Source organism: Paenibacillus sp. GCM10027630, from assembly GCF_042676305.1.
Taxonomy (GTDB): Bacteria; Bacillota; Bacilli; order Paenibacillales; family NBRC-103111; genus Paenibacillus_S.
The window spans coordinates 41,945-62,469 of sequence record NZ_JBHTGY010000029.1; the positions used below are offsets into that span (position 1 = coordinate 41,945).

The window sequence follows — 20,525 nt, forward strand, 5'->3', positions numbered from 1 at the left end:
ATGCGGAAGTAATTGTTCCTTTATCTCTTGAAAAGTCCAAAAAACAGAGTGATAACGGAACAGCTAGTTCCGTTATCACTCTGTTTTTGTGCATAAATGTCCAATTCGGCCAGCATAACGGAATTCCCGCTTCCGCTATCTCCTTAGATTAGAGCCGGCAGTTGGAATAACGGAACTCTCAGTTCCGTACAAAATCCTCCAGGGCTCAAAGAGTATCCTAGATAAACTGTCTGAGCTATTGATTGTTGTACAGATTAACCCAGTAAATCTCCGGCTTCTTGGTCAAGTTTTTTCAAGACCGCTCCCAACTCCCTGACCTCGACTGAAGTAATATTTAATTGAGGGGCTTTCATTAGACCTGCGTCTATCCCTCTCAACTTGAGCGCTTCCTTAAAGTAAGACATATTGCTTCCGCTCTTTAATGCTTCGCAATATTTAGTAGCCAATCTTTGCATCTTTCTTGCTTTATTCAAATCATTTTCTTTATAGGCATTGTAGACGGCTACAAACGGTTCAGGGTAAACGCAGGACACACCTGATACAACACCCTCGCACCCCATAGCTAATGCCGGAAGGAACAACCGGTCAGCGCCGGGCACTACCGAGAAATCCTCTTGATTGATAGTAAGGTACTCATTGATTCTCAAAAAGTCAGGGTAGCTATATTTAATACCAATTACGTTCTTACACTGATCAGCCACTCGCTGTGCAACTTCTGGTTTAATGTCATTCGCCGCGCATTGAGGAATGCTGTACAGGTACACAGGGAAGTGATCCGGAACACTTGATGCAACTTTTACAAAATACGTTTCCAGTTCCTTGTCATTGGCTCCAAAAAACACAGGTGTAACGATACCGATTCCGTCTGCACCAATCTCATAAGCATGTTTAGCCAGAGCAATGGTATCTTCTTCGTTCATAGCACCAACATGAATATATACGGTTACACGTTGATTCGCTGTTTTTACTACAGCCTCTGCGACGCTTTTTCTTTCCTCTGTAGAAAGCCTCAGCATTTCACCCGTTGTACCCAGAGGATACAAACAATGAACCCCTTTTGATATTAAAAACTCGGCTAACTCCTCCACCTTGTCTAGCTGAACCTTTCCTTGCTTGTCGAATGGAGTTACCATAGCTGTTGTTACACCGTATAAATGTTTCATTTGTTCATTTCCCCTTATAAAGTATGATGAGCTGCCTAGGAATCAACTGAGCAACTTAGCTGTTCTACCTCTTCGAACGTTGGAAGCGAGCATTGCGCTCCATGCCGTGTTACGGTTATTGAGGCTGCTATTTGGGCATATTCAATGGCTGAATCAACATCGCGATGCTTCAAATAACCAGCAACGAAGCCTGCTATAAAGCTGTCCCCTGCGGCTGTAGTATCCTTTGCTTCAACCGTACGAGCCGGATAAAATTTCACAATGTCACGATTCGCATAACAGCAGCCCTTTTCACCTAATGTAATAACTAATGCTTGCACCCCTCGGTTCAATATGGAATGCGCCGCTTCCTGAAGTGATGCTTTATCGGTAACACGAATTCCCGAGATGCTGAACAACTCATGTTCATTAGGAATTAAAAAATCTACATGCCGCAATATTTCATCCGTTAGCATCTGGGCAGGCGCCGGGTTCAAGACGGTTATTTTGCCTAACTCTTTGGCTAACCGGAGAGTATATTGAACCGTTGCCACCGGAATTTCCAGCTGTAAAACAACGATTTCACATTGTTCGATAGCTTTCCGGTGCTTCTCAATATCGTCTGCTGTAAGCTCGTAATTAGCCCCTGGTATTACAACAACATGGTTGCTGCCTGCCTTGTTAACGGTAACTATAGCCATCCCCGTCGAGCTTTCTGATAACAACAGATTGCCTGTATCAACAGCAGCTTGCTGCAGTGAGTCGATCAGCTTGGAGGCGTTCGAGTCCGATCCTACCTTGCCGATCATGCTGACTGGCGTGCGCAGCTTCCCAAGGGCTACGGCTTGATTGGCACCCTTGCCGCCCGTTGTCTCCAACAGTCCGGTTCCAAGAAGCGTTTCGCCTTCTCTTGGGAATTGTTCTACATGAATGACAAGGTCCTTATTTAAGCTGCCGACAACAACAACGCTTGGCTTCAAGTTCATCCCTCCTCTCTTACTATTAAGTGTTAATCGATCAAAAAGTGATCAACAAACAACGGCAGAGCCGACAGATTACCCTTCTCATCAAATTGAATCGGTATTGCGTCTCCCAGAACGGACATTTTCGAACAGCTGCTCAAAACCTCCGAGTACGTATCCGAAACGTATATGTGCTGTAAAAACAATGTATTTTTAATCCAAACGATTTTAACCTGTTCCGGTGCAACCCTGTTGCATGTTTGAATGGCTATATTCAAGGCCTCACGATCCGAAGACATCGTAACAGGTATCTTCGCGCCAGTCAGAACCGTTGAAGTGATACAATTTGTATACGTTTTGTTGAAGTCAATCTTATCTACAAGCCGTTGTGTCGTAATATCCGCGAGCCCAATACCGGTAGCATTGCCATGGGACTGATAGGTTAAATCTCTAACAAACAACTTTTGAATAGACGGAACATCAACGGGATAGTTAATCGGTCCCCCAAATCTGCCTGTGATGTTCGGATCCATTCCTGCTCCGCTGATGTTCTTGCCCATCTCATCAATGATTAAAACATCAATCTTATCCAGGCTTATACGCGGCATATAGGTTTTGGCCTTTGCCAGCAACCCAGGCTCCTTGGCGGCAATCTCTTCGGAGGTTAGTACCTGTATAGCTGCAATTTCATCGTATGCATTCTCGAGAATGGCGACTCCCAGCGCGATCGGAGTTTTCTGCAACAAAATAGCCCCCGCCTCCGGAATCAACGTCGGGAATGTGTCAAAGCCTTGGCTGTGCAGAGCTGCTGCTCCCTTGTGCTTACCTAAGCCAATAGCTGCCATTTTGAGCAGACCGCTTTCCACGGGCCCCTTGAAATCCGTATGGGCTTTAATTCGCCCCACCATAACGACTGCATCCGCCTCAAAAGCATTACGGTCAAAAAACAACGGAATACCGCTGCTCGTATGCCCCACTTCAACCGTTTCCATCGAGCTTACTATGGGCGCACCTACTTTAGCTTCCGTAATCCCATATTCGGCTAATATCTCAATCTGTCCTTCAGCAGAAGCTCCTCCGTGACTGCCCATTGCAGGAACAATAAACGGTACGCCCCCATAATGCTTAATCATGTCGATAACTGAGGCAACAATTTGTTGAAGGCTGGCAATGCCACGGCTTCCCACCGCAACAGCTACCCGCATATTCCGTTGAATTTTATTGCTGACAGACTCTAATGCAAATTGCTGCTGTATCGCTTCTTGTATATTTTTAACTTGTTTTCGTTCAAAATGCTGCTCAACCGGAATCATCTTGGGGAGAATCATATCCAACTGCACCCGCCTCGATCTCCAAATAAAATAGGATTAATTCAGTAAATTCGCCGGCTGCTTTTCATGAAAAACATCAAGAATAGCCTGAGCTGTCGTTAAGCTCACTATATGATAAGTCTCATAGGTTTCGGCTGCCGTATGCGGTGTGGTCACTATGTTGCTTATTTGGAATAACGGATTGTCAGCCGAAACCGGCTCCTGCTCATATACATCAATGGCTGCTCCAGCGAGCTTTCCTGATCTCAAAGCCTCATAAAGAGCTTTCTCGCTGACGACAGCTCCTCTCGCCGTGTTTACGAAATAGGAACCGTCCTTCATCATCCCGAATGTTTCAGCGTTCATGAAATGATGCGTTTCTTTCAGGCTCGGTAAATGCATACTAACTACATCGGATTCACGCAAAATATGTTCGTAAGAAGTCAGAGTAACGTTAAGCTCCTTAGCTTTATCAGCATTTGGATATTTATCGTAAGCTGACAGCTCTACTTCAAAGCCTTGAAGCTTCTTGGCAACCATCTGAGCAATATTTCCAAATCCAAGCAATCCAATCTTTCTGCCTTTAATCTCCGCTCCGACAAAACGGTCCCAATATCCCTTCCTTGCTGACTGCTGCAAAGCCGGAATATTACGCACAGTGCCAAGTATAAGCCCAATAGCCAATTCAGCTACCGCATTCGCATTTCCACCTGGTACATTAGTAACTTTGACCCCATATTGCTTGGCTTTTTCCAAATCGATATTATCTACCCCGACACCGAATCTTGCGATTACTTTCAACTTGGGAGCTAGTTGGAACACAGCTTCATCCCATGTATCCACACCTGCGACAACTCCATCGATATCATGCACAATATCCTTTAATTCTTCAAACGTATAAGGACGGCCTAGCATATTCTCTATAACCTCACAGCCGCTGCTCTCCAATAATTGCTTAGCTTCTGCACATAGCTTGGAGTAGTTGGTTGCAGTTACTAATATTTTTTTAACCGATGTCATTATTTCACTCCTCCGACAGTCATCCCGCTGACCATATATTTAGAAGTAAACAGATACATTATTATTACAGGAATAGAAGCAATAATGGAGCCGCCCATCAAAGGACCCCATGCAAATACGTCGCCTACAATCATATCAGCCAAGCCCAGTGTGATGGTTTTATCCGCACCTTTAGTCACTACCACTAATGCATACAAATACTCACTCCAGCACAAGGTGAATGCAAAAATAAAGGTTGCCGCAATCCCTGGTGCCGATAACGGGAATATAATACTCATCATCGTCCGAACCCTTGTGCAGCCGTCGATCATAGCCGCCTCTTCTATCTCTACCGGAATGGACTTGAAATAGGAGATAAGCATCCACGTTGCATAAGGGATTGTAATAGTTGGATAGATCACCATGAGACCAAAGATGGAATCATTTAATCCGATGGCAGACACCAGCATATACAAGGGAATGAACAATACGGCTCTAGGCATTAAATAAGCATATAAAATCCCTTTGGAAATGATGCCCCTGCCTGCAAAGCGCAGCTTGGATATCGCATAGGCAGCCAGCATACTGATAATAATAGAAACAAAGGAAACAATTAGAGAGACAAGAAGGCTGTTCTTAATGTTGACCAGAAAATGCTTCTCGGTAATCAGCTTTTCATAAGCAGACCATTCGAAATGCTTCGGCCAAAACGATGGAACCATATTATAGATCTCACCTTGCGATTTAAAAGAGGTATTCAACATCCAGTAAAGCGGAAACAAAGCAAATATTAATAAAATGGCTAACGTAATATACACAATAATTTGTTTGCTTACCTGATTTTTTTCCATAACAACATCACCTACTCATTTGATGAAAGCGAACGCTTGGTCACAAAGTTAATCAGCATAATTAACGGCGGCATCGTAATGATTGCAATCGCAATCGCTTTACCCAGGCTCAAATTCAAAAATCCGGTCGTATAGCTAAGTGTGGATAAAACCTGAGTACCGTTGGAAGGCCCTCCGCGGGTTAACAGCCAAATAATTTCAAAATCGTTCAGCGTCCATATCGTTGTCATCACAGCCGCCAAAATAGTAACTTCTTTGACAGATGGCAATGTCATATATATAAATCGTTTAATCGCACCAGCGCCGTCCAGCATCGCGGCCTCGTACATTTCCTTGGATATCGTCTGCAAACCGGCAAGAATTGCGATACCCATGAATGGAATGCCTCTCCAAACGTTAACTAGGATGACAGAGAACATGGCTAAATCGGGCGTTGCCAGCCAACCTACCTGGTGATCGAGGATTCCAGTTTTCATCAAGAGAAAGTTCAATACGCCTCCAACATCCGAATAAATCCACTGCCAAGTAAACACCGAAACGATGGTTGGAATCGTCCATGGAAGAAAGAGCAGTACCCGAAAGAGATTTCGGCATACAATTTTTTCATTCAAAACTAAAGCCATGATCATGCCAAACACAGTTTTGCCAATTACCGCTGCTACGGTAAACAGGATCGTATTCCAAGCTACCTTCCAGAACAGCGAATCCTTCATGAGATCCAAATAGTTTTTCAACCCGATAAAGGTAGCAGGAGCACCAACTACTTTATTCGTGAAGCTTAAATAAACGGCCCAGCCGAAAGGAAGAACCATAACGGCAAGTAAATAAATGAGCACAGGACTCAACAGTACATATGCAAGCTTGCTATCTTCGTTTGTTTTCATGCCACATCCCGCCTAACTTGCCAGGTTATGGAATGACGGAATTTCCGTCATTCCATTGCCGAGCTTACAAATTATTTTTTGTTATACACTTCTTCAATCTTTGTTTGCAAATCTTTCACAGCAGTTTCAGGAGTATAGTTAGCATCCAACAGCAAATGCTGGAAGGCATCGTTAACAAGTCTTAGGTTGAAAACTTCGCCTGCTTTTGGATTGTATTCACCCGGATATCCCAGGAAATAAAAGCCTTTAACTGATTCTACGAAAGCTTTGTTCTTCTCATTCTGCCATACAGGCTCGCTCGTCAATTTCGAATAAACAGGACCTGACAATGGAGCGCCTTTTTCTACCCAAGTTTTATACCAATCTGTAGCAAGCATGTATTCCAGAAATTTTTTCGCTAAATCTTTGTTTTTGGAATCCTTGAATATACCGAGATAATTGCTGATCCCTGGAATAAAGACTCCTTTTGGCCCCGCTGGATAAGGTGCAATCCCCGTGTTTTCGTACATCTCCGGATTGTCTTTTTTCAACGTGCTCAGTACACTTCCGGTGTTAAAGATCATGGCTGCTTGCCCACTCAAGTAAGCCTTGTTGTTGCCGCTATCATCCCAACCTATTGCGCTTGGCGGAGTGCTTTTGTCTGTCATGAAAATATCTCTGATGTATTTCATTGCTTCAACAGTTTCAGGCGAATTCACGATAACTGTTTTCCCATCCTTTGTATCTACAGTTCCACCGTATGACCAGATAATGCCCCGTGTCAAAAATTCTGCATCCGAATTTCCTTTTCCATAACCAATCCCTGCGCCGTATAACCCTTTGCTAGGATCAGTCAGCGCTTTGGCCATTTTTCTAAACTCATCCCATGTTTTCGGAGGTCCATCAAACCCGGCCTTTTTCAACAGGTCCTTGCGGTAGTACAATACTTGGGATTCTGTCCAGAACGGTACAGCGTACTGCTTGCCCTGAAAGCTGACCGCTTTCTTCAAGCTCTCCTGAAATTCACTGTTGGATCCTTCAATCTTCTTGACTAAATCGCTTACATCCTCAATAACGTTTTTGCCGTAAAACTGACCGATCTCCTGATAGCCAAAGAAAGATACATCCGGTACCGTTGAGGATTCGATCGCTGCTGACCATTTTGGATAAAAATCTTCATATGCGATAATTTCAACGTTTACGTTCACATTATTTTCAACTCCGAATTGCTTGGCGCGCTCCTGAATCATTTTGTTCTGATCGTCGAATAACTGCTTTTTCATCCAGAACGTTAAGGTTTGTGACGGCTTCGAGCTTGTGCCTGTTTTGGCTTCACTCGCCGGCTTCTCTGTACTGCATCCTGCGGCAACCGACGCTATTAAGGCGACTGCTATAGTTTTGGACACCCATTGCTTCATGCGTAAAGACCTCCCATAATAAATAAAATTTTTCTCTTGAATCCAGGTTTACTGTGCACTTCATATCACAGCGCCTTTGCTTCTGTCTTCATTTTATTGCATACGCGTTAACCTTAAAATGCTAACTATTTAACATCGATAGAACTAAATTAGCAGACTCTACTCTCCTTTTTCGAGCTTCAATCGATATTCTTGCGGAGTAACGAAATAGTATTTTTTAAACACTTTAATAAAATAATTCGGATTCTGGTAGCCTAGCTTCAAGCCGATTTCATAGTTTTTCAATGCTCCATTGGCAAGCAAAGAAGCCGCCATTTCCATTTTCAGACGCAGCACATAATCGCTTAAATTTTCTCCTGTTTCCAGCTTATACACTCTGGACACATGTACGGGATGCATATACATATGATCGGCAATGGCCTGCAGCGAAACATCCTCGACCAATTGCTTCTGGACGAACTGCTGTATTTTGCGGACTGTGGTTTCGCGGTCATTTCTCGTCTCATTCTCCATGCCTTGCTGCAGCAATTGAAACGAGTCGAAAATCCATTTTTCTAGCGAAGATATCGAGCGGCAAGCAGGCAAGCCCGAAACATCGGCTAATTCCGGACCAATCATATCCGCCAGCTCCCGTCCGTTTTTATGAGCAAACGAGCTGAAAGACGCGTAGATGGAAAAAAAGATTTCAATAAGATGCTCCGGGGAATCAGCCCATTTCGTGCCCAATTCATTTAAAATACTAGCCAGCTTCTCCCGAGTCACTTCCCAATGCCCCGATTCGAGCAAATGGATGATATGAGGAGGCTCATACAGCTTTTGGAGTGAATGTACCCGAAGCTGCTCCATTTCGTCAGCCACATAAACCAACATTTCAGTCTGATTTCCCACATGTCTGCGAAGCGACAGCAGGCTGTCTTGATACAGCTTCTGTACATCACCAGGGAAGCTCCCCCATTTATTAAGGAGTACGGAGATGGTCCCTTTCAAATAATGACTCACATTAAGCTGCAGCTGGGAGCCCATAAGTTCTAACTGATCCTCCAGAGCTACCGTCCCCTTATCCGTACTGGAAGCGAGATCAGCCTGGCTATTCGGAGAGACTGTAGCTAGAAACACCAAATACCCATGGACTTCCTTACAAGACCATAATTGGAAATACTCGCCAAATATTTCCTCCGCCATATTGACGATTGCATATTCCATTAAAGACAAGTTATAAAAATCGTATTCTAGCATTGTCCCCTCCAACCGCACCAGCATGAAAGCAAAACGATCATCCGGGGCAATAGACATTTTAAGGGAATCCAGCTTTTCCACCAGCCGCTGAAGAGAATACTTTCTTCCTTGAATTAATTCATTTAACAGTTCACCTCTAAGCTTGGGGAGGTTTTCCTCAAACGCCTTGATTACACGCTGATATGATTTGTTCTCTTCTCTTTCCTTTTGCAGCACATCGGCCGCTTCCTTAACCTTTGCCAGCACGTCCTCATCGCTAATAGGCTTCAGCAAATATTCATAGGTATTATGCTGGATAGCTTGCTGGGCATAAGTAAATTCTGCATGTCCTGACAGCAGGATGCACTTGATCCTTTTCCAGTTGCGTCGTACCTGCTCAAGAAGCTCCAAGCCGTTCATTCCGGGCATACGAATATCAGAGACCATAATATCTATCGAGTTTGTCTTTAAAATATCGAGAGCCTCGTAGCCGGAATAAGCCTTGAACACGGTTGTAACTCCTACCTGCTCCCATGGCAATGTATCTGCAAGACTATCGACGACGAAGGCTTCATCATCCACAATCAATAATTTTAACAAATCAATCCACCCCTTCTGCCAATGGTTTCACTTCTTCCCACACCAGCTCCACACGAAACCCATTTAAAGGAGAACGGGAGAAGTATAAGCCCGATTTGCCTCCGTATATATGGAGAAGTCTTTGGTGAATGTTCCATAAACCGCAGCCCATCTCTTCATCCAACGGCATACTTATTCGCTTTTCAAGCTCCTTCAGTTCTTCAGGAGCCAAGCCAGGGCCGGTATCATCCACAATAATTCTATGGACACCGTTCACTGACTCCCCATGAATCCGCAATATCCCGTAATCCAAACTATTTTCCATACCGTGAATAACCGCATTTTCCACAAGCGGCTGAATAATGAGCCGGGGAATTTCAAGCTCCCTCATTGCATCAGGAATCTCTATTTCATAATGAAACCTTTGAATTCGCAGCATCTGGATTTTCAAATAGTTTTCAACCAGCTTCAGCTCTTCATTCAAGGAAGTCATCGTCTTCTCCAGTCTTGTCGTATAACGGTAATATTCCCCCAAATTTAAGGCCATAGCAACTACAGCCTCTTGATCCCCTAGCTTGGCCATGCTTTTAATATAAAACAAACAATTATATAAGAAATGGGGGTTAATTTGAGACTGCAGATGCTTAAGCGTCGCCTCCCTGGATTGCAGCGTTTCCTTATACACCTTCTCAATCAGCTCTTGAATTTGCTCAGCCATTTCATTAAAGCTGACAAATAAGAAATCAAATTCATTGTTAGGCTGCTTTTGAAGCCGGGATGAGTACTGCCCTTGTTTAATTCTTTGCACACCTCGTATCAGCAGTTGAATCGGCCTTTGAACATTCCGGTATAATAAGAGAGTGGCTAAAATACTTAGCACCATCAATAAGCCAACTGAAGTATAAAATAAATTGCGGCTAATGGTGATTGGGAAAAAAATACTTTCCAGCGGGACAATATCAACGAGGTACCAGTCCAAACTGTCGGAACGGATATAGTTAACGATATACTTTTGCTTATCCAATGTAATATTCAGACTTCCGTTATGCGTCAGCTCCGACTGGTCCAACTGCTCGATAATCCGGCTTACAAGTGTCCGGTTAGCGGTGTAATTAACGATAGGATCCGTTCCTGTCCGGTAAAAAAAAGGCTCCCTTTGTCCGCCTTGCTTCAAAGTGCTAAGCATGTTTTTTATATTTTCATCCGTAAATCTCACCTCTACAAGCAGGTTGGGGATGTCAGTTTCATGAATTTTGGTAAAAAAGGTTTGATACATTCCATATACCAATGAACTCCGATGCAGCCAATTTCTCGAACCCGGATTAAGAAGATAATTTTCTTCAAACCGTACTGAATAATCGGAAGACAGGATTTCCTTGGAATCAAGCAAGTATAAGATAATTTGATTATTCCAGCCGCTTGTTGCCGTTTGAATATTAAGTGTATCCGCGATGCGCAGCTGCTTTTGTAATAATGTCCGGGATTCATCCGAGTTACGGCCGTCAAAATACTGCTTAATACTATAGTCTCTGCTGACAGTGACGGGAAACTTCGTCAACTGATCGATCATCATCTCCATCTGACTCATAAAAAAAGACAGCCTGTTGCGATTCGCGTCCTCCACAGTCTCCTTAACAACGTTGACGCTTACTTGATAGGAATATCCATACAATAAAATGATCGGAATAAGCAGAAAAAAAACGAGAGTGATCACTTTGCCGAAGGTGTTCATCTTTAATTTCATACCGGTAATCTTCCCCTTTTTCTCATGAAGTAGCCTCTTACATAAATTTTATTGTGTGCAGTTTTTTTAGCTATAGCATTAATTTAACATATAGGGGATTTATTTAATGAATTTCAGCTTCTGCCGATTTACGCAAAAAAACTCCGATACGGAACCTATCCGTATCAGAGTAATTCGACTCGCGCGCTATATAGTGGAATTATTTCCCATTTATTGACTAGCAACGATTATACAGCCTTGGCCTTGCCTTCTCTCTTGCATTCCGTGTTTTTACAATTATTAAAAACCCCGGTAAAATCCAGACGATGATCAGTCACTTGGAAGCCGTATTCATGTTTTACCCGCTCCTCCAGTTGACCGAGCCAGTCTTCCTTGATTTCTTTTAACGCACCGCATACATTACAAATCAAATGATGATGCATATGGGTGTTTTCCTGGCCGCGAAGATCGAAACGCGCTACCCCGTCACCAAAATTCATCTTCTCCACTATATGAAGCTCAGCGAACAATTCCAATGTCCTATAAACCGTAGCGATCCCAATTTCGGAATGCCGTTCTTTTACAAGCATGAACACTTCTTCAGCACTCAAATGATCCTTTTCATTTTCGAGCAAGACCTTTAATGTAATCTCACGCTGAGGGGTCATCTTGTAGCCTTTTATTCTTAATTGTTGGTTGATCTTGTCGATTTCCTCCATGATGTTCATCATAAATGAGGCACCTCCCTGATTACTGATTACTGATTGCTGTTTACTCCCCTACTTACCCATTTAAGCTATGTTAGGTTGAATAGTTATTTATACTATGATTTGTTATTTAGAATGATTCTAATCTAATCGTAATACAGTTTTGTCAAATACGCAAATTAAAACTTCATGAACCTGTAGAAACCATAAAAAAAGCTTCTATTCGAAGCCCTTTCGATGAAGATACATTCGTGTCTAAGCGGTAGCTTTTCTTGTAATAACAGACTTCTTCAGCTTCGCTGAAAACTAATAAAGTCTGTTATTATAATAAAAAAGAGTAAACCCGCAATCATAGATATGCCGTACAAAGGCTGGCTAACTATGATTACTTGGTCTACTCCTTTAATTTACTTCAAAACCAATGAACGTATAGGGTGAATAAGATTTTTCTTCCTTATGCGGTTGCAACTTCAAGCTCATCTTCTTCATCCCGGTCAAATGCAGCCCGGTCGAATTCGCCTTCCGAATCTGCTACCAGCAGTGCAGTAACTGTCGTTCCCGTCGCGTTGACGGCTGTACGGCCCATATCGATAACCGCTTCGACACCAAGCACTAAGCCCATACCTTCCAGCGGCAGTCCCATAGCTGTCAATACGACTGTTGTGGAAATTGCAGCCGGACCCGGCACACCTGCTACACCTACAGAAGATATAACGCTCACCAGTATCAGTACAATGTAATCAGTAATCTCCAACGGTACATTATACACACGCGCTACGAAGATAACGACAACGGCTGGCCACACACCACCGCATCCATTAAAATTCATTGTGGCGCCCAGAGGTGCTACAAAGCTTGCGATTCTTGGTGAAACACGCAGACGTTTCGTAATGACTTCCAGATTTACAGGAAGTGTTGCATAGCTGCTGCGAGTAGTAAAGGCTACAGCAATTGTCGGGTATGCTTTGCGGAAAAACTTGATTGGATTGACCTTGGCAACAAACGAAACCAACCCGCCAAACACCAGTACAAAATGAAGGATAAGAGCGATGTATGAAGCAATGATAATCTTCACCAATGGAGCTAAAGTCTCCAAACCGTACTTTGCAGCCATAGCCCCTATCAATGCGTATACGCCGTAAGGTGTTAAGCGGATTACATATTTGATGACTTGATGCAGCACATCAGTCGCCGATTTCATAAACTGCTTCACAGGCTCCACGCTCTCCGGCTTTCTTGAGCTAATATGTACGATCGCCACAGCAATGAAAATCGCAAATATTAACACCGGAACTACTTTACCTGCAGCCATATCACTGATAGGATTTGATGGCACCAGGTCCAGAATAACTTGGGAGAAGGTCGGAACTTCTCTCACTTTGAAATCCTTTGGTACAATGGCTTTGATTCCATTACCCGGATCAACGGCCAGCGCAACAATCAAACCGATTATGGCAGCTACCCCAGTCGTGGACAGGAACCACAGGATCGTCTTAACGCCCAGTTTACGCAAATGAGCCATACTTGCCAAAGACGAAATACTATTGATTACAAGAACGAATACTAATGGCATAACCATCATTTTAATCAAATTGACATAGATCGTACCAATGGTACTAACACTCTTATAATCCAGCTTGAAAGTGTTGAAAATAATGCCCGCCAGAAGTCCAAGTCCTAGCGCTATAAATACGCGAACGCCAAAGCCGACGCGTTTCTTCGCCAACAATACTAATATCCCGATAATGACAATCGAAACCAGCAAGCTGACCCAGTTGGTTTGAAACGCAAGAAGTAAGTTATTTTTCATTCTCGTACAGCCTCCCTTTTAATCCTATAATGTTACTTGGAATAAACAAATATTAAGGCTAGGGTAACTATTTGTCAATATATTTATTTTCCCATAATCCCCCTTGCAAATTCCCAATGTAAATTAGTCCATGTAAGTATATACATGTACATTCAGTTCTATGCTGGATTGTATCGTATAAAATATCTCCACAAAGTGGTGTCTTGCTTCGAAGTTGATTCAGATACTTTGCGGGAAGCCCCGAAACATATAAAATCTATTCTTGTAAAAGAGACTGCCGGGATTTCCCGGCAGCCTGCTTTTATGGAAAATCTGTTATTTGTTAATGAATTCTGTAAACTCGAGAAGTCGTTTCAGCATTACTGTCGCTTCTGCTCTTGTAGCAAATTGCGCAGGCATAAACTTATTCTCCGAAGTACCTTGAATGATACCAGCAGCTGTGTTTTTAGCAACAGCGTCCGTTGCCCAATCATGAATCTGGGTTCCGTCAGCAAATTTTGCTGTAACATCGGCTTTCTTACTGTCTCCGACTTTACCCGCTGCCGCCATCGCTCTGCTTATCATTACAGCCATTTGTTCACGTGTAATCTTGGCATTAGGACGGAAAGTTCCATCTTCGAAGCCTTCCATCAAGCTTGCTTTTACTGCGGTTCCCAACACTCCAACGAACCACTCGCCATCCTTGATGTCTTTAATGCTTGATTTTGCCGAAGCATCCACCTTCAAACCAAGCGCACGGACAAGAAGTGCAGCAAATTCGGCACGGGTGATATCGCTATCCGGAGCAAACTGGCTATCCGTCTGACCTTTCACAACCAACTTGGATGCGAGAAGCTCAACATCTTTCTGCGACCAGTGTCCCTTCAAGTCTGCAAAAGTTTTCTCCAATTTCACAACCGTGTACGTACTGTTGGAATTACGTTTTATTTTTACTACCGTCTTGCCGTCAACCTTTTCAAATAACGCTGGTACAAATGTCATTTCTTTTGTTGCTGGATCGAATACAACTGCAGTTGCTTCATTACTGTTTACAGGCTCATTGATAGTGATCGTTCTAACAACATAAGTTGTACCAAAATCGTTTACTTCTGTCGTTTTACCATTGGCCTCTGCCGTAATAGTGAAGCTAACTCCATCGGATAATAATTTCATTCCAGGCTGGGCTGCCGCTGTGTTGATCTGTTGCGCTTCAGCACCTGTCACCGCTTGGATTGTTATACTAATGCTTACATTATCGGCACTTGTTCCTAATGCTGCTCCAAGTGCTCCGGCGTTAATAATGCTAAGAGGCAAATTGTATGATTTGTTCTCAGTCTCAATGCGGATAATAGTGTTTTTCGCATCTGCCGCAGCCTCTTTAAGCGCGTTGGATGGCAGTTCCACTTTTACCGAACCTTGGACATTAGTCATGTTGATTACAACTGTTTTAGCCGTTTCATTGCCGCTGCTCAACTTCAATGCCTGAGCGAGAGACTCCGAATTGACCGTAAACTTCGTTACTGTTTTGCCGTCTGCTGCCGTTTCTTTTTTCAGGTCTGCATCATTAGGCTTCAGCACTGCACCATTCGGCGTCGAAGCAGGAGCTCCAGTGCCTTCCTGACCTGGGGAGCTGTTTCCTGTACCCGGACTAGGGCTGGAGCTGTGTCCGCTGCTAGATTGGGCCAAGGTAATAGCTTCCAAGGACGGACCTTCTTTTGTAACGTTGCCTGCTGCATCAACAGCTTCTACTTTGAATACATAATTTGTTCTTGGTGAAAGTCCGTCTACTGTATAGCTGTAAGTCGAGCCTGTGACCGTAGTAACCAAATTACTTCCGTTATACACTTTGTAGCCAGTAACAGCAACATTATCCGTGGCTGGTGTCCATACTAACGTAACACTACTTCTCGTTATGCCTGAAGCCGTTAGCGACTTGTTACCCGGCCATGTCGGTGCGATTGCATCCGGCGCTGCGATTTCACGAATACGTCCTTCAGCTACATAATTGATCGGACCTACGTGATTTTTCACAAAGTTAACCGTTGCTGGCAAATCTTCAGGACCCTGTACCGGGTTCTTGCCATTCGTATGCATTTGGATGTACCTTGCATCATTGCTTGTGTACATAAAGCTATTTACAACAAGGCTGTACGTCTTGCCCGGATCTAGCGGCGTACCATCCGGCAGTGTAATATCAATGACTTTTCTCGTCGAGCCTATTTGAGCCCAAGTATAGCGGAAGCCCCCAACGTGTGAATCCGGACCGAATGTAGAGCCCGTACCAAGCTGAGCTTCAACGATTGCTTTCATCTCTGCTCCGGTTACTTCTACTTTCACTAACGTGTTATTAAACGGCTGGATTTTGAAAAGCTCTTCCCAAGTAATTTCGCCCACATTGAGATTATCCCGTACGCCTCCGCCATTCATCATAGCGAAGTCAGCCTTCATCTCGGCTTTCATTGCATCAGCAATCATATTACCTAATGCAAAGTCAGAATTTTTGCCAATGCCTTTACCTGGATAGTCTTTGGTCATTTCATTCAGGTTCTGACCTACGACTTCTTGCAATTTCGGACCTGCAAGCGCTTTGTACTCGTCAATGATGCCTTGTACTTTCGCATCAGCATCCACTGTACGGAGGTTATAAAGAATTTCAGCTGATTTGGATACGACATCGCCTGTTTCGCGGCTGATTTCCAAATCTACATCCATTAATGCTTTACTGTACTCCCATGCTGAAACAATTAGCTTGTTCTTTACTGTACCTTTAACTTCCTTGTGGTTATGCGCTGCAAAAATAGCGTCTACTTCATCATCCACACCATTTGCAAGATTTACCGCTTCGCCCACAAGCTGTCCTTTGTCATTCATATCTGCGCTCATATGTGCTAATACGACGATTGCTCTTACACCTTGCGCCTTCAACTCTTTTACCGCTGCATTGACTTCATCAACAGCGCTTGTGAACTTGAGATCTTGAATGCCTGTCGGAATTACGATTGATGGCGTCTCTTCCGTAACAACACCGATAAATCCGATTTTAGCGCCTCCGATATCCTTCACAACATAAGGTTCGAACACATGCTCGTTGTTAGCCTTATATCTTACGTTTGCACCAAGAATCGGGAATTCCATACCTTCATAATCTTTACCGCTCGGATTAACTCCACCTTTTGCAAGACGAATCAATTCATTCGTTCCATCGTCAAACTCATGGTTACCTACCGCACCTACATCGAAGCCGATTTCATTCAATACTTTAATCGTTGGTTCGTCATAGAACAAGGCAGACAATGGTGGGCTCGCTCCGACCATGTCCCCGGAATGAACGACTAGCGTGTTCGGATTGGTATCTCTCTTCGCTTTAATATGCGTTGCAAGGAACTGCATACCGCCTAAGTCTTTATCTTTCTTCCCGTCGCCGTCAAGATCGCGGTTAATCCCGGAATCCTTCTCGTTAAACTTGCTGTCGATATTGCCGTGCAAGTCGTTGACTCCGAGAATTTGGACTTTGATGTTGCCTTGCGATTGTGATGCTTTCTTAGCAGCTAAGTCCAGTTGTGTAAGCAGTGGATCGTGGTCGCTTACTTGATCTGCCGCTGCAAAATCCGCATTCGTATGCACGATGTCCAGCTTCGCATATGGAGCAAGCTTTTTATCAACCAGCATATGGTCTAGTGTTTGCGAGTTGCCTTGGAAGACATAAGAGTATCTCCCGTTTTCCGGCAAGCTATCAACCATGTTGGTCAATTCGTTGCCTTTTACAATATTGAGTGTTTGAGAAAATTGAAAATCGTTAAAGTCTCCAAGAAGCACAACGTTAGCATCAGGCTTCTGCTGTAAAACGCTCTTTACAAAGCCGTTTACAGTTGTTGCGATCTGATGACGCTGTGGTTCACTATTTAAAGGAGTTGGCATTGGCTGTACGGAGCCAAATAAAGCCGGGTCTCCTGTTTTTGAATTAAAGTGGTTATTTATTACAACTACACGTTCACCACGGAATTCAAATTCTGCAGCCAATGGCTTACGAGAGCTTCTGAATGCTACATTTGTAGGATCAATACGGCCTGGGTTAAGAGACAATCCATCTGCACCGTAGGTTACCGCTGTATAGGTATCACCTTTAGGTTTGCTTACAAGGGAAACGCGAGCCGTGTTATATAGGTATCCAACACGAATATTACCACCTGCTGCACCACCGTCTTTATTATTTTCCGGTGCAATGTCCGTCCAGCCATATTCAGGCCCGTTTGCATCTTTGATGGCTTTAATGAGAGCTTCGTAATTTTGAGTTGCATCTACTGTGCCATCATCTGTAGCTCCACTGTTATCTTGAACTTCAATTAGTCCGATAACATCCGGATATAATAAATTTTCCTTGATTGCCTTAGCAATTTTAGGAGTTTTTGTTTTTCCGGCAGCTGTACTATTTGTATAGTTTTCAATGTTAAAACCTGCAATTGTCAACTTATTCTCATCGTACACTATAGAGGTTACTGACTGAGAATAGTTCTTGGCAACCAATGTTGGCATCGGGTCAGAAGGCAATACCTTATAAATGCTATAATCGTATCCAAGAACTCCAATGATTGATCCATTGAATTTATCGCCTGTTTTTACCTTTGTGCCATTTTTAACTAATATTCGTTGCGGGTTGGAGTCAGAACTCGTTAACATAAGCCCGCCATTAGGTGTAAATATCTCTCCAGTCTGATCTCCTACAACCACAGTAAAGTCGTTATTGAGTGGACCAACAACAGTTGGGTCGACTAGTTCTATACGCATGGATTCTAGGCTTTCGTAGAAATCAAGTGCATCCTCTTCAGGGTCGAACACGGACATGCCATCGTTATCGATTATCGTTTTAGGCTGCATACGATCAGTTCCAATAACAATCGCTTTGGGAAGGGTATTGTTGCTAGACACTACAGCTACTGTTGAAGTCTCAATTGCCGTTGTCTTTAAGTCATTCGCGTCAGCGTAACCATCTTCCTTCAATTCTCTAACAGTACCGTCTATACGGACCAGATCTTTGATAGCCACGTTAGCTGTGGATTTGACTAAAATTGCTTCAGAAGTACGCACATCATTATCGATGTTAGCGTCCAGTTCCTGAATGTAGAACTTGCCGTTCTCCTTATATGTTACGATCCCTTCAACGCCTCTTACCATATGATCAGCCAAAGGCGAGATATGTGTAGCACCTTGAATATCATGAATCTTCTTGTTCGAATAGGTCTGCTGCTTCACATATTTAAAGGTAAATACTTCGCTAACTCTGGAATCGTTAACTGCAATTGCTTTTATAACCACATCATTATTTGGCATCACAAAATCGGATGTGTACAAAATGCCAGTTGCTGCTGTTGGTGTGCTTCCATCAGTAGTATAGTAAACTTTCGCACCTGTTTTAGGAGTCATCAGTCTAATTTTAGTACCTGTAACATATACACCTGATTCCTTGTCCGATAAAACAATAAGCGAGTTTTCCAAAACATCCGATGAAGAACGCGGAAGAATCTTATATTCGTCAAAATCATAAGTTAATACACCAATAATCGCATCATAATGCTTGTTTGTTTCAAGAAGGGAAGTCGACTTGGCAATATATTTGTTATTGTTGGTAACTCTGTAGTTCTTTTTGATATCTACGGAGTCAAAAGTAACATCCTCAATCTTCACAAGGCGACCTTCGTTTGCTTCATCAAACCCAACTCCATCAATGGCCAGAGGGCTTGGGACACCCGCATCAGATTCTAATACTGTTACATCTGAGGCCACTACCATTAACTCTTGCAGGCCAAAGTAGATGTCAAGTGAACCCGTTGCACGAATTTTATCTCCAATTTTGGCTGGAAGGTCTTTACCGCGAACAACAATACCTCCTGTGCTATCCTGAACATAGAAATTCGCTGTTGCAGCACCATCGATATATGTAACTGTTCCTTCGATCATAAACCTCTGATCTTTAGTTCCCATACGAGCAGCCGAAATATCGGAGCGGCCAAGAACTGTGTACGCAAACTCCGAGACATCACTCTTCAGTGAACCTTTTTGGGCATACGCTTTGATAGTGGTATTTTCATTTATTGCAATTGGAGCTGTGTAATAGACATTCTCAGCAACAGTTGCTCCGTTAGCTCCGTAAACGCTGTAATAAACGCTAGCGGAAGCCGTAGTGGTTTGAAGATTAACTGTCGTCCCAACTGCCACAGCGCCTGGAGCAGGTTGGGCTGTAACATTCGCAACGGTTCCACTTTCAGGAACTAATTCAAATGATGTTGCTCCTTTAAGTCCCTTTACAGAAAAATAAGCAACCAGATTACCGGTAATTCTTACTTTCTTTCCGATGTTAGTTGGATTACTTTGTAAGCCCCATGTTGCTCTAATTGAGCTAGGGGAGCTTAGCAGCTCTACAGGCATGATTTTAGATGCAGTGGTCTCACTTGGACTATCCGCTATAGCCAAATTCGTATTCCCGGCAAAAGGTGCCGTAAAATTATAGCTATTTGTTGATAAAGTATGGGCAATTATATAGCCCTCTACGGTTTGAGTACTGCCGTCATTATTTCTAGCCATCGCATCCGCTACCGAAATCGGAGCAGCTGCATTAACTTGAAGCAAGCCGATGTTAATAAAAGAAGAGAACAATAAGGACATGATGATTGTTAGTATTGCAATTTTTTTCACACTTTGATGAACCAATTCTTTTCCCCCTCAAAATTTCATAGAAACGTAATTGGACAGACCATCCTACAAATGAACTAGATGCTTATGTAGAATTACAGAGTTCGATAACCTCATTCGCCTAGGCTGCCCCCGAAGAAGCGCCCCTCCACAATGTTCTCTCCCTTCAATTGATGAAAATGAATCTAGTAAAATGACGGACACCTATTACAAAATAACAGTTGAATGTAAAGTGAAGGTCACATAGATATTAAATTTATGTTAAATAACAGATTAATTG

The 20,525-nt window shown here is 43.2% G+C and carries 12 protein-coding genes; all 12 read right to left on the reverse strand.

Annotated elements, in window-relative coordinates; all coding sequences use genetic code 11:
- Nucleotides 1-254 precede the first annotated feature (254 nt).
- On the reverse strand, nucleotides 255-1,163 hold the full coding sequence (locus ACFQ0C_RS13055; RefSeq protein WP_379367390.1) for a dihydrodipicolinate synthase family protein: 909 nt from the start codon (nucleotides 1,161-1,163) through the stop codon (nucleotides 255-257).
- Nucleotides 1,164-1,198: 35 nt separating this feature from the next.
- A complete protein-coding gene (rbsK, locus tag ACFQ0C_RS13060; protein WP_379367392.1) occupies nucleotides 1,199-2,122 on the reverse strand; it encodes a ribokinase in 924 nt (307 codons plus the stop codon).
- Nucleotides 2,123-2,151: 29 nt separating this feature from the next.
- A complete protein-coding gene (locus ACFQ0C_RS13065; protein WP_379367395.1) occupies nucleotides 2,152-3,444 on the reverse strand; it encodes a nickel pincer cofactor-dependent isomerase, group 22 in 1,293 nt (430 codons plus the stop codon).
- A gap of 27 nt (nucleotides 3,445-3,471) precedes the next feature.
- On the reverse strand, nucleotides 3,472-4,434 hold the full coding sequence (locus ACFQ0C_RS13070; protein WP_379367397.1) for a phosphoglycerate dehydrogenase: 963 nt from the start codon (nucleotides 4,432-4,434) through the stop codon (nucleotides 3,472-3,474).
- A complete protein-coding gene (locus ACFQ0C_RS13075) occupies nucleotides 4,434-5,264 on the reverse strand; it encodes a carbohydrate ABC transporter permease (protein WP_379367399.1) in 831 nt (276 codons plus the stop codon). The genes ACFQ0C_RS13070 and ACFQ0C_RS13075 overlap by 1 nt, the downstream gene beginning before the upstream one ends.
- A gap of 11 nt (nucleotides 5,265-5,275) precedes the next feature.
- Entirely contained in the window at nucleotides 5,276-6,148 is an 873-nt protein-coding gene (locus ACFQ0C_RS13080; protein ID WP_379367402.1) for a carbohydrate ABC transporter permease, read from the reverse strand.
- Between the two features lie 71 nt (nucleotides 6,149-6,219).
- Nucleotides 6,220-7,545: an ABC transporter substrate-binding protein gene (locus ACFQ0C_RS13085; RefSeq protein WP_379367404.1), complete on the reverse strand. Its 1,326-nt coding sequence runs from the start codon at nucleotides 7,543-7,545 to the stop codon at nucleotides 6,220-6,222.
- Nucleotides 7,546-7,704: 159 nt separating this feature from the next.
- The gene (locus tag ACFQ0C_RS13090; RefSeq protein ID WP_379367406.1) at nucleotides 7,705-9,360 is read right to left on the reverse strand and encodes a response regulator; all 1,656 of its coding nucleotides are present in this window, start codon (nucleotides 9,358-9,360) and stop codon (nucleotides 7,705-7,707) included.
- Between the two features lies 1 nt (nucleotide 9,361).
- A complete protein-coding gene (locus ACFQ0C_RS13095; protein WP_379367408.1) occupies nucleotides 9,362-11,083 on the reverse strand; it encodes a sensor histidine kinase in 1,722 nt (573 codons plus the stop codon).
- Nucleotides 11,084-11,310: 227 nt separating this feature from the next.
- Nucleotides 11,311-11,793: a ferric iron uptake transcriptional regulator gene (gene fur, locus ACFQ0C_RS13100; RefSeq protein ID WP_379367410.1), complete on the reverse strand. Its 483-nt coding sequence runs from the start codon at nucleotides 11,791-11,793 to the stop codon at nucleotides 11,311-11,313.
- 430 nt (nucleotides 11,794-12,223) lie between these two features.
- Entirely contained in the window at nucleotides 12,224-13,579 is a 1,356-nt protein-coding gene (locus tag ACFQ0C_RS13105) for a dicarboxylate/amino acid:cation symporter (protein ID WP_379367412.1), read from the reverse strand.
- Between the two features lie 315 nt (nucleotides 13,580-13,894).
- Nucleotides 13,895-20,263, reverse strand: coding sequence for an S-layer homology domain-containing protein (locus tag ACFQ0C_RS13110; protein WP_379367414.1), 6,369 nt, complete (start codon nucleotides 20,261-20,263; stop codon nucleotides 13,895-13,897).
- Nucleotides 20,264-20,525 lie beyond the last annotated feature (262 nt).